Genomic DNA, 15,360 nt, shown 5'->3' with positions numbered 1-15,360 from the left:
AGAGCAATGACAAATAAAAAATTGTCCGCTTTTAAAATTTCTATTCATCATAGCCTAAAAGCAAAAGAGAAAAATGGACACTTATGCATCAGTGAAAAAGAAGAATCAAGTATCATTAAAAATATATCTTTTAAAAAAGGAAATAATGATGATGTTTTAATCATTCATCAAGATGCAAATTGTCCGGCTATTCAAAATTTATTTGAGAAAAAAGCTAAACTAGAAAGCTGTGATTTTATTGTTTTAATATGCAAGAATCAAAATTTACATATATTTTTTTGTGAAATGAAGTCAAGCATAAGCGAAAAAAATTGCAAAAAGGCTTTAGAACAAATCAATAGTTCCAAAATATTTTTAGAATATTTGTATAAAAATTATAGACAATATTTTGATGAAAGCTTTGAAATTTCACTAGATTATGCAAAATACTTCTGTATTTATCCTGCTTCAAATCCACAAAAAACTCTAACTTTTGCTTCAAGTCAAAACGTTTTGAAATTTAAAACTATCAAAATGGATTTAAAAGGTAATGCACTAGTCAATGATATTTATAAATTTTTTAGCATTTGAGTGTAGTTTAATGAATGTAAAGTTGAAATTGCAAGATACGTCAAAATCAAAGTTGTCATAAACGCATTGCAAAATTTAGTATCATTATTTATATACTTAAAATGAAAATTGTTTGAGTTAAAGCTGGATAAAGGAGAGAATAATGAGTTTTGTAGAAAGTAAAAATAAATTTGACAAACAAAATGCTCATAGAGATTTTTTTAATATATTTTTACCAGAACATTTAACACACAATAAAGAAGTGAAATTAATTAATCGCGATGGTAGCAAAAATGAACAATATTATAAATGGCAATTTCTTTTTAGTATTGTGGATTCTAAATTATTTTCTAAAGATTATATCGGCACAGAGCTTCATTTTTCTAAGGGCAATAAAAACTCCGCTCCTCTTAAAATTGATGCAGTGATTTTTGATGATAAAGCTTGGTTTGGTCAATATGAGGACTATCATTTACATAATAATATGGAAGCTCTACAATGGCTTAAAGAGCATATTTTAGTTGTGATAGAATTTAAAAAAAGAAGATTCAAAAAATATCAAAGAAGTATGGGATAAACAACTTAAAGCTTACATGAAAGAAAGCGAAAATTCTTTTTGTCTGGGTGTTTTATATGATACTGAACGACTTTACTTATTTAAAAAACAAAATAATAAATTTTTGCGTTATTCTCAAGAATTTAATCAAAAAGGTGAGGACTCTAAAACAGATGATTTGAGTTTGCATTTACCTGATCCTTATTTAAATCTACCGGATTTTGAGCATTTAAAAAACTTTTTATATCCTAAGCCTATTTTTCGAGATAAAAGAACCATTGAGGAACTAGATACAATTTCAGGTTTGCATTCAATGACACTTAATCTTGCAATGTATAATATACTTTACGCTTTAGATAAAGTGGGCTTAGTTAATCAAAAGGGTTATTTAATCCTTATCCAAATTCTTGCTTTGAAAATCTATGATGAAAAACACAACACGCCTTTATTGTTTTATATTTTAGAACAAGAGATGAATTATCAAAAAATATCTGATAAAAATATACAAAAATTTATTAATAGAATAGAAACTCTTATAGAAAATGCGAGTGGAAACTATCGCAAAATTCTCAAATCAAAAGAGCTGGATTTTAAAAATGAAAACCACCTTAAAGTATTAATTTGTGTGGTTAAAGAATTTCAGGATTATTCTTTTGTAAAATCTTATAAAAGTGATTTATATCAGCTCATTTTTCATCGTTTTGCCCAACCTTTTGCTAAAGATTCTAATGCACAATTTCTTACACCTTTACCATTGATTGATTTTTTAGTGAGCGTTGTAAATCCACGCAATGGCGAGAGTGTGATAGACCCAACTGTTGGTATTGCGGATTTTCTTTCTGTTTCTTATGTGAATTCTAAATCAAAACTTGATGACAATAATATTTTTGGTATCGACATTGATGAACAAATGATAAGCTTAGCTACACTAAATATGCTTCTTAACGGCGATGGCAATGCAACTTTAGAACAAAAATCAGATTTAGGCTCTATTGCAAATAAATTTGATAAAGACAATAATATTTTAGAATTAGATTCTAGTTTAAATAAAGATGGCAATTGGGACAATAGAGCTGATGATAAAGAGCTTAAAAAATTTGATGTTGTATTGATAAATCCTCCTTTTGGTGAAAAACGAGCCTTTATTCCGACAAACGAGCAAGAAAGAAAGATTATACAATGCTATGAAACTTGGAAATTTTATAATGGTAAAATAGATTTGGGTGTAGTGTTTTTGGAGAATGCATATAGAATCTTAAAAGACAATGGACGCTTTGGTATTGTGCTTAGCAATTCTATCGCGAGTATTGATACACATGGAAAAACAAGAGAATGGCTTATGAAAAAAATGCGGATTGTAGCTATTTTTGACTTACCTGCTAATACCTTTGCCGAAACAGGCGTGAATGTTTCTATGATAGTCGCTTATAAACCCAAAATTGATGAGTTAGAAAGGCTTAAAAAACAAGGATATAGTATCTTTATAAAAAACATAGAAAATATAGGCTATGAAGTCAAAACAATCAATCGGCAAAAAACTTTTGTCAATGTGTATAAAATCAATCCTCAAAGCTTTGAGATAGAGCTTGACTCACAAGGTAGGGCGAAACTCAACGAGGATTTTACTCAAACTTTAAATGAATTTAAATCTTGGTGTGCCTTGCAAGAAGAAACTTTACAAAATATATTTATCAAAGAAAAATAAAATGGCTTATGTTGATATTCCAAGAGAGATAAGTTCTAAAGAAATTTTAGAAAACGGGTGCAATCTTTCAAGCAATGCTTATAAAAAATTATTGATGAAAAATAAAAATTTTAAAACTTTAGGAGAGTTATTGATAAGAAATTTAGAGCGAAGCGATTTAGGCATAGAAGTAGGCTCACTCTCTTATGTGCCAAACTCAGCTTTTAAATTTATGCGTGCAAAGGCATTGCAAAGGTATAGTTTTTTACCAGAAATTACAGATGAAAGCCTACTTTGCATATTGCCACAAAGCTTTGTGAATATGGATTTAAAAGAAGGAGATGTGATTATCTCAAAAGATAGCAATATAGGCGAAGTGATAATTTTAGAAAAAGATTATCCAAATACAATGTTATCAGGGGCTATGTATAAACTTCCATTAGCACATCATAAATATTATATCTTAGCAATGATAAAACACAGAATTTTTAGAGAACAATTGGATTTTATCGTGCCAAAGGGTGCAACTATCCGCCATGCGAGGCAACTTTTTTTAGAATGTAAAATTCCTTTCCCTAATTTTAATGCCAAGCAGAGTATAGAATTTATAGAAACTCTCGCAAAATCTATAATTTATAAAGAAAAACTTATCAAAGAGCGGCATACTAAAATTCTAAAACTTATAGAGTCGGAACTTTTAGAGAATCAAAAGCCAAATGTTTTTAAATATGCTTACCCTACTTTTGCAGAGCTTCAAGAATCAGGGAGATTAGATACAGGAATTTATTGCGAGGAATTTAAAAAAATTGATTTTTTAATAAAAAATTATAATAGAGGTATATTTTATATCAATGAAAATAATATAAAAAGCGGAGCCACCCCTACAAGAAGATTTATAGGTAAAGAATATTTCTTGCCTTATCAATGGATTACACCTAGTCATTGCAGTGATTATGGGACAATTAAAGAAAGAGAGCGTATTAATTTTCTCGGAAATCCAAATATAACACAAGATTGTATTTTGCTTATCAATCGCGGACAAGGCAAGGATTGCGGTAAGAGTATTTTTTATTCATTTAAAGATTTAAGAATGGGACAACATAATCAAGGAATGTATAGAATTATTAAATATCCAAAAACACAGATGCTTTTTATACTTTGCTTTTTAATGCAAAATTTTATGCGTAGATATTGCTCTTTTTTGTCGCTTGGCTCTAAAATGAAAGAGTTAAAAATAGAACATTTTTTGCGAATACCTTTTCCAAATTTTCCAAAAAATTTACAAGAATAAATCGCTTTTTTATACCACAATCCTCATGCAAAGCTTGAATATGAAAAACTTGATTTAACAAATTTTACAATTAGAGACGAAGATTTTTGTAAAAGTGCTGGCATTTATGAACTTGATAAAAGTATAAAACATCTTAAAGCATTACTTGAATCTGCTATTGAAACCATCATTGAGGATAGAGAACTAATAATCTCTTTTTAAGGCGTTGAGATATTTTTATAAAGAGATTAAAATAGAATTTATAATTTAAATCCCTTGACCCTAAGGGCTTAGAGCATGAATCAAATTCAAGAGATAAAGCAGAGGGCTTTGAATCTGTCTTTAAAACCTCTTGTGCAAATTTTGAAAAAGACAAGATAAAAGTGCGTTTGTTTTATTACAATAGAGACGGAAAAAATCTCTTCAAAGAGTTAAAGCCTTATGTGAGAACAAGTGTGGAGGAGATTTTTAAATGTATGATAGAAAATTAAGCCACTGGTCTTTGATAAAAATAAAACAGAATTCATAAGGTTTTTTAAAAAAATATCTTTAAAGAATACAATAAAAATTTAACTTCAATAAAAATTCAAAAAGAAAAAACAGCACAAGAATTTAATTTTTTTAAAAATGATAACCTTTCGCAAACTTATTAAGCTATAATGATTCCTAAAATAGACAATGAATCTGTTCATTTTACATTAAAATATAAAGGAAAATTATGAATCATTTTTTATTTTTTAGGAATTTCATCGCTCAATTTTTTACACTCTCACTCTTTTATGCCTTGTTTTTAAATACTGCCTTTGCACAAAGTTCCTCTCAAATTTCTCCTCAAGTGCAAAAATTAGCCCAAACTCCAAAAGACACTCCCATTAAAATCACCACACAAGATAATTACACCCTTTGCTATATCCCGACCTTTTCAGCAGGTTCAGCATATGGTTCTTATATAGGAATTCTCAATTGTGCTGATAGTAATGCCCGCAGTGCTCGTTATGATGTTTTTGGACGCTTAGCCTATAATATCAATGACACTTGGTTGTGTATCACAGCTCCTGATTCTGTTGCTGTGCAAAGACGCGGAAAGGATTATTTATACCTCTCACCCTGCGTGATAAATCTTAAGAGCCAACAATGGAAAATCAAAGAAGGTGTGTTTTATTCATCCGATGAATCCTATAGCATTAAAGATGATGGCAGTTTTTTGTATGCAGTCAATCGCCTTGAAGGAGGACTTTACACGCATAAGCTTCATCCTTCAATGCAAGAATGGGCAAAGACTATTGCAACACCGGGTAATTTAAGTCTTGTTACTGCGATTTCTTGGACTCTCACGCATAAGGATGGACAAGAGAGATATTTTCTTACAAACAATCAATCCCTTAAAAACACCACTCCTCTTTATTATAATGTAACAAGCGGACATATTGCGACCTATGATTCTTTAAGTGGCACACTCTCTTGTATGTATTCTAATACAGGAAAGCAACAATGGGATTGGATTACTTGGGGTTTATGCACAGATTTAAAACCACCAAAAAACAACAGAGCCTTTTTTAAACCTGTGCCTTTAGATGATAAGCATTATGCTTTTTTAGATCAAGATGGTAATGTATTAAGAGTCACAAGATATGGTATTCATTGGGGTGTGCCTTATAGTGCAAATAAAGAATACATCAAAACAGACACAGCAAACAGCCCGACTTCAAATTTTGAAACAGATGCAGCTATGAGAGAATGGATGCGATTCATCTATGCGAATATAGGCAAGAACCTTCATAATTGTCCTGCTCCAGGATACAGCACTCAACAAAACAAAGCTCTTCTTTCTTTTGCAGAGCCAACTAATGAACAAAATCAAAGCTCTCTTAATCCTCCTTTGCCTCGTGATTTTGTCTTAAGTGAAGCATGGGTGAGAAGGTTGTATGATATTGGGACAACGGCTGATGGAAGCTTAGATTCTAGTGGTATATGTGGAATTTGTTTGTTGCATACTTATCAAATGATTGCAGAGCTTTTAGAAAATCCCTATCAACCACGTTCTCAAGGAGGCTATTTTTTTGATACATACAGGGGACGCAGTCCCTTTGAATCCTTTCGTGCAAGAAATCGTTTATTACACGATACCTTAGCAGATATTTTTACTTATTATGAACAAATTCCTGTTGCCGATATTTTTGCTGCCTTTCGCCGTGAGGGAGATAGAGCCATAGCAAGCAGTATTTCTATGTTACCACAATATAATTGGAGTATATTAGGAGATGGATACACGGTAAGGGATATGACAGATGTTATGCAAGCTATGTTAGATCGCCCTGTTGGAAGTGTTTTCTTTATGGCAGTTTGGGCTCGTAATCCTCATAATAATAGGCTTAGCGGTCATGCTGTTCCTGCTTTGAGATTGAATGAAGGGGTTGTGATTATGCCTACAAATACACGATTTTCAACCCTAGATAGTTATCGTTCAAGGCTCATTCCTGTGCAAAATACTGCAGGGATATTAGAACGAATTACGCGTTATGGAGGAAGTTATTTAAGACTTACAAGTTTGCGTGTGTTTGAAATTTCAAGCGTGCATCATAATCCCTTTGAAGAGCTTATTTCTTTAAGCAATTGCACAGGCGATGGCGAGGATAGAAGAGGAAATGCTCTCATACCTTTGCCCGAGCTTTTAAATCAATGCATCAGCGGACGTTGTGAGTGGTAAAAAGCTATGCCGAGTGAATTTTGAGGATTTTTATATTTATGGTAGAATGAGGATTGATTTTTAGCGGTTATAAAAAAGCAATTTTTGATTTAAACGTTATGTTTAAATCAAATCACTTTCTACAAAGAGAGCGAAATTTATACTAAAGAGGATTAAAATGATTTTTGAAAGACAAGAATATCAGCAAGAATGCATTGAGCATATTATGGCTTTGCTTGAGAATTTTGATTTTAAAGAACCTAGCACTTCAAACTTAAAAGAATGCTTTATGGAATTTTATAACAATCATCCTTGTCCCATTAAGACCTTAAGTGATAAATTTAATGTTGATATTCTTATGGAAACAGGCACAGGAAAGACCTTTACCTATCTTAATCTCATTTTTGAGTTGCACAGAAAATACAAACAAAACAAATTTATCATTTTCGTCCCAAGAAAAGCCATTTTAGAATCCATTAAACAAAACATTGAACTCACAAAGGATTATTTTTATAATGAATTTAAAAAACATCTTAAAAGCTATTTTTATAGCGACAGCAAAAGTCAATCTTCTATCATCAATCACTACATAAAAAACACCGATGAATTAAGCGTCTTGATTTTAACCAATAGTGCCATAGACAAAGACAAGAATATTCTTAATCAATCAAGCGAACATCAACCAAGCGGACTTTTTAAACTTAATCAACCAAGCGAACTTAAACCTAAAAGCATTTTTGAAAATATCATTGCTTTAAAGCCCATAAGCATTATTGATGAACCGCATTTGCTTAAGGGTGAAGCGTTTCATCAATACTTTTCTAAAATTCAAAATTTATATTTTCGTTTTGGAGCCACTTTCCCGGATAAAACGCACAGCCTTAGCAATCTCGTGTATTGTCTTGATAGCATACAAGCTTTCAATCAATACCTTGTCAAAAAAGTATCAGTGCATACACTTTTTGAGGATAATCTTGAACCAAAATTGATAAAAATAGAAGCCAAAAACAAAAAAGCCCTATTTTCTTATCATTTAGATAATATCGGATACATTAAAGAAGTATCTTGCAAAGAGGATTTAGGACAAGCCTTAAATTATCCTTCTTATAATGGTGTAGAAATTCTAAATTTTAAAGGACAAAAAGCATTTTTAAGCAATGGCAGTTTTTTAGAAATTCACAAGCAAAGTTATACATTAAATCAAAGTCAAATTTCTAATCTTTTAAGCACAAGCCTTGATTTACATTTTGAAAAAGAAAGGCGTTTATTTTCTCAAGGCATTAAGGCTTTAAGCCTTTATTTTATCCCAAATATATCAGATTTTCGCGGTGAAGAAGCTTGGATTAAAAAGGAATTTGAAAGACTTTATAAGCAAAAACGTGAGCAAATTCTTAAAGAAAATTTGAATGAAGATTATAGAAATTATCTCTTAAGAGATTTTGATAGTGAGAGACAACTAAGGGTTTGCGAGGGATATTTTAGTGGTGATAAAGGAAGCAATGACGAAAAAGAGGCACAAGGAGTGAAATTGATTTTAGAAGCGAAAGAAAAACTTCTCTCATTTGACACTCCTTTGCGTTTTATTTTTAGCGTGTGGGCTTTGCAAGAGGGTTGGGATAATCCTAACATCTTCACTCTAACCAAACTTGCAAGTTCTAGCAGTGAAACTTCAAGACATCAGCAAATCGGCAGAGGCTTAAGGCTTTGTGTGAATAAAGAGGGTAAAAGAATCACACAAAAATTTTTAGGCTACAAGGAAGAGGAATTTTATCAAATCAACAAACTTGATGTGATTTTAAATGGAGCTGAAGCGGGATTTGTTGAAGCTTTGCAAAAAGAGATTTTGCAATCAAGCTTTAGTTTTAATGGCAAAACCTTAAGCCACGAGAATTTAGAATCTTTAGGATTAAACGCAAGACAAGTGAGCAAAATGTTAAATTTATTAGAGGATTTTAAAGCTTTAGAATTTGATGAAGAGAATAATAATTATAAAATCATAGCACCTATTAATGAAGCTTTGAAAAATCACCAAGAATTTAAGGATTTATTAAAGGAGAAATTCAACGAAGTTTTAAACTCTTTTAGCCCGACGACAAACAGACACGAGCAAGTCAGCAATGCTAACATTAAAAAGGATAGAATCAAAATTCGCCCCAACAAAGCAAAAGAATTTAAAGAATTATGGCAAAATATCAATCACAAGGCACTTTTAACCTATAAAGACATTGACACTCAAGGGCTTATTGAAGCGATTAAAGCACGTTTTGATTCTTTAGAACTTCCTAAATCAAAAATCTCTATGCAATCACAAACTCAAACAGAAGCAGCACAATTCACCCTAACCCAAGAACAAGGACTAAAAGAATACGACTTTTCTAGCGAACATTTCACGAAAACAATCACTGCAAATCTCATAGAATTTGCCAATAAGCATAAATTTCCTTTAAATTTTATTCTTAAAATTTACAATGTTTGCGACAAACAAAATTTCAAAAATAATCCAGAATCCGCCCTAAAACATTTGCAAGAATTCATTCAAGAAGAATTGCATAAAAGTATGATTTCCTCTGTAAATTATCAATTCATTAAAACAGAAGCAAGCAATGAGGATTTGCTTTTTGATTCAAAAGGAGAGCCAAAAGAATGGATAGAATCTTATAAATTAGGGCATTTTATAGACAAAGAAGCGTCCGTGCTAGAAAATTATCTCTACGAAAAGGCTGTTTATGACAGCACATTAGAAAAAGCAGTCATCACTCAAGACCCGTCAAAAATCAACACCACAACCATTAAAGTTTTTGCTAAATTACCAAAGCTAAGCATTCCCACACCTTACAAAAATTATGAGCCAGATTTTGCGTATTTATTAGAAAACGAACAAGGAAAAAAGATGTTTTTCATTTGCGAGACCAAAGGCTACGAAAAAGAAAGTGATATGAGAACGCAAGAGGCTTTTAAAATACAATACGCAAAAAAATTCTTTGAAGCCTTACAAGAGCACCTAAAAGACAAGGTTAGAATTGTTTATAGCTCAAGGCTTAGCAAACAAACATTGATTGATGTTTTAAATAAAATTTTACCAGAGGAGATATGATGATAAACAAAGAACAAGTCCAAAAAATGGGCATTAAAATCATTGACACACAAGAGAGTAAAAACCCCTTATTTGATATGCTAAAAACGCATTTCCCTCAAACCATAAGCGAGGGAGCAGTGAATTTTGAAGTTCTCAAAGAACTTTTAGGCACGAAGCCCTCAAACATGCAAGGATACGAACTCACTTTCACAGGCAAAAACTTAGCAAACGCTCTTTATAACACGTCATGTCAAAAAGAACTCAAATTTGAAGAATCACAAAGTCATAACCCACAAAATTCTAAAAATGCTATCATTAGAGGCGACAATCTTGATGTTTTAAAACTTCTTAAAGCAAGTTATAGCGGAAAAGTTAAAATGATTTATATCGACCCGCCTTACAACACAAAAAACGACACTTTTATTTATCCGGATAATTTTAGAGAGGATTTCAATCAAATTCTTAAAGAACTCGGCTATCTTACAATTGATGAGGAGAGTGGAGAGGAAAAAGAAAGTGAAGCATTACAATACTTTCGCAATATCACCGCAAGCAGAACCCATAGTGCTTGGCTTTGTTTTATGCTGCCCCGATTGAAACTCGCAAGAGATTTATTGAGAGATGATGGCGTGATTTTTATCAGCATTGATGACAATGAACAAGCGAATTTAAAATTGCTCTGTGATGAAATTTTTGGAGAGGAGAATTTTGTTAATAGTGTTTTTATTTTGGATAATTTAAGTGGTAAAGCAAATGATAATTTTATTTCTAATGTTGGGCACACAATTTTAATTTACTCTAAAAATCGCACTATTCTCGGTGAAGTCGGTTTTAACAAAATTGAAAATATTCTTGGTGAGAAAATTGACGATAAATTTAAAAATGAAGATTCTTTCGGTTTTTACACTTTAAGTACATTTTGTAAAACAGGACAAGGGCGTTATAGAGAGGATAGACCTTTTATGTATTATCCTATTTTGGTGAAAGATAATAAGCTACAGCTTATAAAAAAAGATGAATTTGAAAAGATTTTTAATAAAGTAAATAGAGAGTTTGATGATGATTTTGTGGAAAATTTGAAAAATAAATATGAAAAAATGGGCTTTAAATTTCTACTACCATTAAGTTCAAATAATGAAAAACTAAGATGGACTGCATCTTATAAAACAGCAGAATTTTTAATTAAAGAAGAAGAGCTAATTTGGGATAATTCCATTAAGCAAAAAAAGAGACCTAGTGCTCAAGAAATGTTACAGGTTTATGCAAGCGGAGTTCCAAAAAGTTTTATGTATAAACCGCAATATTCAAATGGAACAGATGATCTTAATAATATTTTAAAAAAAGATGTATTTTCTTTTCCTAAACCCGTTTTTTTAATTCAAGATCTCCTAAAAATCTCCACAAACAACGCAATCAACAATACTTCTGCGGGGGGGGGGATTCTATGCAGTCTCATAGCTTAGAATCTCAACCGGATATTATTTTGGATTTTTTTGCAGGAAGTGGCACGAGTGCCCATGCGGTTATGGAGCTTAATGCAGAGGATAGGGGCAACAGGCAGTTTATCCTTGTCCAAATTGATGAGCCTATCGACGCAAAAAAGTCTAAAAGTGCTTATGATTTTTGCAAGAATGAGCTTCATTCTAAAGAGCCTTTTATCAGCGATATAACGATAGAACGTGTCAAAAGGGCGAGTCAAAACATCGCACAAAAATGTGTAAATGAAAATGCGGATTTAGGCTTTAAGGTCTATAAACTTGAGGATAAAACAAAGCTTATTGCTAATGAACAAGAATGTTTAAATTTAGTCTATCAAAACACCCTAACTCCGCTTGATAAAGCAAGAAATTTAGCCCTACAAAGTGGCAAAACTTTGGATAAAGATTTAAAAATCGTTTTTGAAAATGAGCTCTATTTCTGCGAGGATTCTTATTACCTCATTCACTGCACAAAAGAAATCCTAGAACATCTAAGAAAAACCCCAAACGCATACATCTTTTTTAGTATGTATGAGGATATAAGCTTAGAAGACCTGCTTAATCTGCAAAGCTTTGCAAAAGAAAGACTTCAATGCGTGGTTTGAAAACATGAAAACCTTTTTTGTTTGTGCCTTAGAACCTTCAGCGAATTTGCATTTAAAAGAAATTTTAAAAATTTACAGACAAGAATATGGAAAATTTGAGCTTTGTGGCATTTTTGATGAAGCTTTGTGCGAGGAATTTAAACTTAAAAACAAGCCACTTTATAGCTCACACGAATTTTCTGCTATGGGATTTGTAGAGATTATCCCCCTCATTTTTAAGGCAAAAAGAGCCATTAAAGAGCTAACACAAATGCTTTTAAAGAGTGAAATGCATTTGGTGCAAGAAAAGCAAGAATCAAGCAATGCAAAGAATTTGCAAAAATTAACAAATTCATTTGCAACATCGCAAAGCCCTAAAACCACACAAGAAATCAAAGAATCACAAAAATCTAAAGAATCACAAACAAGCACAATCTTGCAAACCCCTATAAATGCTGTGCTTTGCATTGATTCTCCTGCTTTTAATATCCCTTTGGCAAAGGCTTTGAAAAAAGCGGGTTCAAAGGTAGCAAGGATTTATTATATCTTACCTCAAGTTTGGGCGTGGAAAAAGGGACGCATACCTGTGATTGAGAGTCATTTTGACATTCTTGCTTCTATTTTGCCCTTTGATGAAAAATTTTTCACAAAAAGCGTTTATGTGGGACATCCGCTTTTAGATGAGATTAAAGAATTTAAAGATAAAAACACTCAAAATGCAATCCTTGCAAAAAAAGAAGAGCAAAAAACCATCGCCTTTTTGCCCGGCTCCAGAAAGAGTGAAATTACGCGTTTAATGCCGGTTTTTAGGGAATTAAGTCAAAATTTCAAGGGACAAAAGATTCTTTGTGTGCCTCCTTTTAATCTTAAAAAACTTGAAATTTATGGAGAACTTGAGGGCTTTGTGATTCAAAGTGATACGCCTAAAGTGCTTAAAAACGCGGATTTTGCTTTCATTTGTAGCGGCACGGCGACTTTGGAAGCAGCTCTTATTGGCACTCCTTTTATCCTTGCTTATAAGGCAAAAAAAATTGATATTTTCATCGCAAAATTCTTTGTCAAACTCAAACACATAGGCTTAGCAAATATTTTTTGTGATTTTGCAGACAAAGAGGCACTTAATCCTGAATTTTTACAAGAAGAAGTGAATGCAAAAAATCTGTTTAGAGCCTATTTAAACTACGATTATAAGGGCTTTTTTATGAAACTTGATTTTTTAAAAGAGTATTTAAAGTTTGGAAGTGCAAAAAATTTAGCTAAAATACTGCATGAAATTTAAAAATGAAATTTGATAAAGGAACATCAATGCAAAAAGAACCGATGAGTCAATTTGGCTATGATAAAATCACTAGCGAATTAGAAAGGCTTAAAACCAAAGAGCGTCCCGAAGTTGTCAAAGAGATTGATATTGCAAGAAGTCATGGGGATTTAAAAGAAAATGCTGAATACCACGCTGCAAGGGAAAAACAAGCCTTGATAGAAAGTCGTATCGCTGAACTTAGCGGACTTTTGGCTCGGGCTGAAGTCATTGACCCTTCAAGCTATGAGCATAAGAGTGTGAAATTTGGTTCAAGCGTTGTGATTATGGATATTGAAAGCGAAAAAGAAAGCAAATACACTCTTGTAGGTATCAATGAAGGAAATTTAGAAAAAGGTTATATTTCTATATCTTCACCTCTTGCAAGGGCTATGCTGGGTAAAAAAGAAGGCGATGAATTTAAAGTGCGTTTGCCAAAGGGTGAAAGTGAGTTTGAAATCATTTCTATAAGCTATGAGCCTTTAGAATTTTAGGCTATGGAAATTTTAAATCAAGCAATTTTTATCGCTGATGCTCATGAAAATGAGGAGAGAAGAGGATTTTGGGAATTTTTACAAGCCTTAAAAAAAAGAGAAATTCTAACCCCGCAACTTTTTTTAATGGGCGATATTTTTGATTTGCTCGTTGCAGAAATTTCTGCAACACATAGCTTTGCAAAGCCTTATATAGAGCTTTTAGAGGAACTTGCAGAGGAGATAGAAATTTTTTATTTTGAGGGCAATCATGATTTTAATCTCTCTGTTTTTTTTAATAAAGTTAAGGTTTTTAATATTAAAAAACAGCCTTTAGTTTTGCATATAAGTAAAGATAAAAAATGTGAATTTTATCTTGCACATGGGGACATTTTTTTAAATCCTTTCTTAGAATTTGCTTTAGGATTATTGAGGAATCATTATTTATTATGCTTTTTAAATGCCTTAAATTTCATAAGTTTTAATGCAATTTCTAAAAATATTTTAAAGAAACAAAAACAAAAAAAAATATTTGTAAAAATGGAAAATTTCGAGTTTTTGGCAAGAAAAAGATATGAAAAATTTGAAGCAAAGGGAGCTTGGGTCGTAGAGGGGCATTATCATCAAAATTTCTTTTTAAATGAGCAAAATATCAAATATTTTAATCTTGCTAGTTTTGCATATGAGAAAAGTTTTTTTGTAGTAGAATTTGGGCAAGAAATTAAATTTCTGCAATGCAAACTTTAGGGGTCAAAATGTTTGATGAAAATGTCATAAAAACAGGTTCAAATGAAATGGAGCTTGTTGATTTTCGTATCTTTAAGCAAGGACGCGATAAGGTTTATGAAGGAATTTATGGAGTGAATGTTTCTAAGGTTAGAGAGATTATCAAAATTCCTACCCTAACTGAACTTCCGGGTGTGCCTGATTATATCGAAGGGATATTTGACCTTCGTGGGGTTGTGATTCCGGTGGTTAATCTTGCAAAATGGATGCAAATCACAGAGCCAGAAAATGCTATGTTAAAACCAAGGGTTATTATTACTGAATTTAGCAATATTCTTATAGGTTTTATCATACACGAAGCAAAAAGAATTCGTCGTATTAACTGGAAAGATATAGAGCCAGCAACTTTTTCTTCAGGGAGTGGAGCCTTAGATAAAGGTAAAATCACAGGTGTAACGCGTATAGAAAATGATGAGGTTTTGTTAATCTTAGACCTTGAAAGCGTGGTCGAAGATTTAGGAATTTATACACCTAAAACAGAAATGGAAATCGGGTCAGTTGAGAAATTCAGCGGGACAGCACTGATTTTAGATGATTCTGTTACTGCTAGAAAACGTCTTAAAGATATGGTGCAACAAATGGGACTTCAAGTTGTGGAAGCTAAAGACGGGGTCGAAGGGCTTAACAAGCTTGAGGAGCTTGCTCAACTTTATGGTGATAATCTTAATAAAAATTTAAGGATAATTATCAGTGATGTTGAAATGCCACAAATGGATGGCTTTCATTTTGCTTCTCGTGCTAAGGCAGATGCGAGATTTAAAGAAATTCCTATCATCTTTAATTCATCTTTATCAAATGAATTTATGAGCGAAAAAGGAGTTCAAGAAGCCGGAGGAGAAGCTTACTTGGTTAAATTTAATGCAAGTGATTTCTTTGGTGAGGTTTCTAGTATTTTGAAAAAACACCAAAATAAGGGGTAAA

Annotated in this window: 9 protein-coding genes and 2 pseudogenes; all 11 read left to right on the top strand. The window is 32.1% G+C overall.

What is annotated here, in order from left to right:
• Window positions 1-6: 6 nt before the first annotated feature.
• The 11 genes and pseudogenes from CCUN_RS09090 (at window position 7) to CCUN_RS09040 (ending at window position 15,359) form a co-directional block, all read left to right on the top strand.
• The gene (locus CCUN_RS09090) at window positions 7-570 is read left to right on the top strand and encodes a hypothetical protein (protein WP_027305342.1); all 564 of its coding nucleotides are present in this window, start codon (window positions 7-9) and stop codon (window positions 568-570) included.
• 142 nt (window positions 571-712) lie between these two features.
• Entirely contained in the window at window positions 713-1,126 is a 414-nt protein-coding gene (locus tag CCUN_RS09935) for a hypothetical protein (protein ID WP_197548238.1), read from the top strand.
• Between the two features lie 16 nt (window positions 1,127-1,142).
• Entirely contained in the window at window positions 1,143-2,810 is a 1,668-nt protein-coding gene (locus tag CCUN_RS09085; RefSeq protein ID WP_197548236.1) for an HsdM family class I SAM-dependent methyltransferase, read from the top strand.
• Window position 2,811: 1 nt separating this feature from the next.
• Complete coding sequence (locus CCUN_RS09080) at window positions 2,812-4,080, top strand: hypothetical protein (RefSeq protein WP_125921783.1); 1,269 nt, start codon at window positions 2,812-2,814, stop codon at window positions 4,078-4,080.
• 697 nt (window positions 4,081-4,777) lie between these two features.
• Window positions 4,778-6,766: a DUF1561 family protein gene (locus CCUN_RS09075; RefSeq protein WP_027305340.1), complete on the top strand. Its 1,989-nt coding sequence runs from the start codon at window positions 4,778-4,780 to the stop codon at window positions 6,764-6,766.
• Window positions 6,767-6,923: 157 nt separating this feature from the next.
• Window positions 6,924-9,839, top strand: a complete 2,916-nt coding sequence (locus CCUN_RS09070; protein ID WP_027305339.1) for a restriction endonuclease — start codon at window positions 6,924-6,926, stop codon at window positions 9,837-9,839.
• Window positions 9,839-11,904: pseudogene (locus CCUN_RS09065) on the top strand (site-specific DNA-methyltransferase). The gene CCUN_RS09070 and the pseudogene CCUN_RS09065 overlap by 1 nt, the downstream one beginning before the upstream one ends.
• 4 nt (window positions 11,905-11,908) lie before the next feature.
• Window positions 11,909-13,162, top strand: a complete 1,254-nt coding sequence (lpxB, locus tag CCUN_RS09055) for a lipid-A-disaccharide synthase (RefSeq protein WP_027305338.1) — start codon at window positions 11,909-11,911, stop codon at window positions 13,160-13,162.
• 26 nt (window positions 13,163-13,188) lie between these two features.
• Entirely contained in the window at window positions 13,189-13,674 is a 486-nt protein-coding gene (gene greA / locus CCUN_RS09050) for a transcription elongation factor GreA (RefSeq protein WP_027305337.1), read from the top strand.
• A gap of 3 nt (window positions 13,675-13,677) precedes the next feature.
• Window positions 13,678-14,416: pseudogene (locus CCUN_RS09045) on the top strand (metallophosphoesterase).
• A complete protein-coding gene (locus CCUN_RS09040) occupies window positions 14,409-15,359 on the top strand; it encodes a chemotaxis protein (protein ID WP_027305335.1) in 951 nt (316 codons plus the stop codon). Before CCUN_RS09045 ends, CCUN_RS09040 begins: the two are co-directional and overlap by 8 nt.
• Window position 15,360 lies beyond the last annotated feature (1 nt).

It is taken from the genome of Campylobacter cuniculorum DSM 23162 = LMG 24588 (assembly GCF_002104335.1).
In the GTDB taxonomy this organism is placed as follows: Bacteria; Campylobacterota; Campylobacteria; order Campylobacterales; family Campylobacteraceae; genus Campylobacter_D; species Campylobacter_D cuniculorum.
This window is presented reverse-complemented; position numbering and strand designations above follow the sequence as displayed.

Excerpts from the sequence above, each read along its gene's own strand:
- CCUN_RS09090 (WP_027305342.1), top strand. The coding sequence starts at position 7 with ATGACAAATAAAAAATTGTCCGCTTTTAAAATTTCTATTCATCATAGC.
- CCUN_RS09085 (WP_197548236.1), top strand. The coding sequence starts at position 1,143 with ATGAAAGAAAGCGAAAATTCTTTTTGTCTGGGTGTTTTATATGATACT.
- CCUN_RS09070 (WP_027305339.1), top strand. The coding sequence starts at position 6,924 with ATGATTTTTGAAAGACAAGAATATCAGCAAGAATGCATTGAGCATATT.
- CCUN_RS09075 (WP_027305340.1), top strand. The coding sequence starts at position 4,778 with ATGAATCATTTTTTATTTTTTAGGAATTTCATCGCTCAATTTTTTACA.
- CCUN_RS09040 (WP_027305335.1), top strand. The coding sequence starts at position 14,409 with ATGTTTGATGAAAATGTCATAAAAACAGGTTCAAATGAAATGGAGCTT.
- CCUN_RS09935 (WP_197548238.1), top strand. The coding sequence starts at position 713 with ATGAGTTTTGTAGAAAGTAAAAATAAATTTGACAAACAAAATGCTCAT.
- lpxB (WP_027305338.1), top strand. The coding sequence starts at position 11,909 with ATGAAAACCTTTTTTGTTTGTGCCTTAGAACCTTCAGCGAATTTGCAT.
- greA (WP_027305337.1), top strand. The coding sequence starts at position 13,189 with ATGCAAAAAGAACCGATGAGTCAATTTGGCTATGATAAAATCACTAGC.
- CCUN_RS09080 (WP_125921783.1), top strand. The coding sequence starts at position 2,812 with ATGGCTTATGTTGATATTCCAAGAGAGATAAGTTCTAAAGAAATTTTA.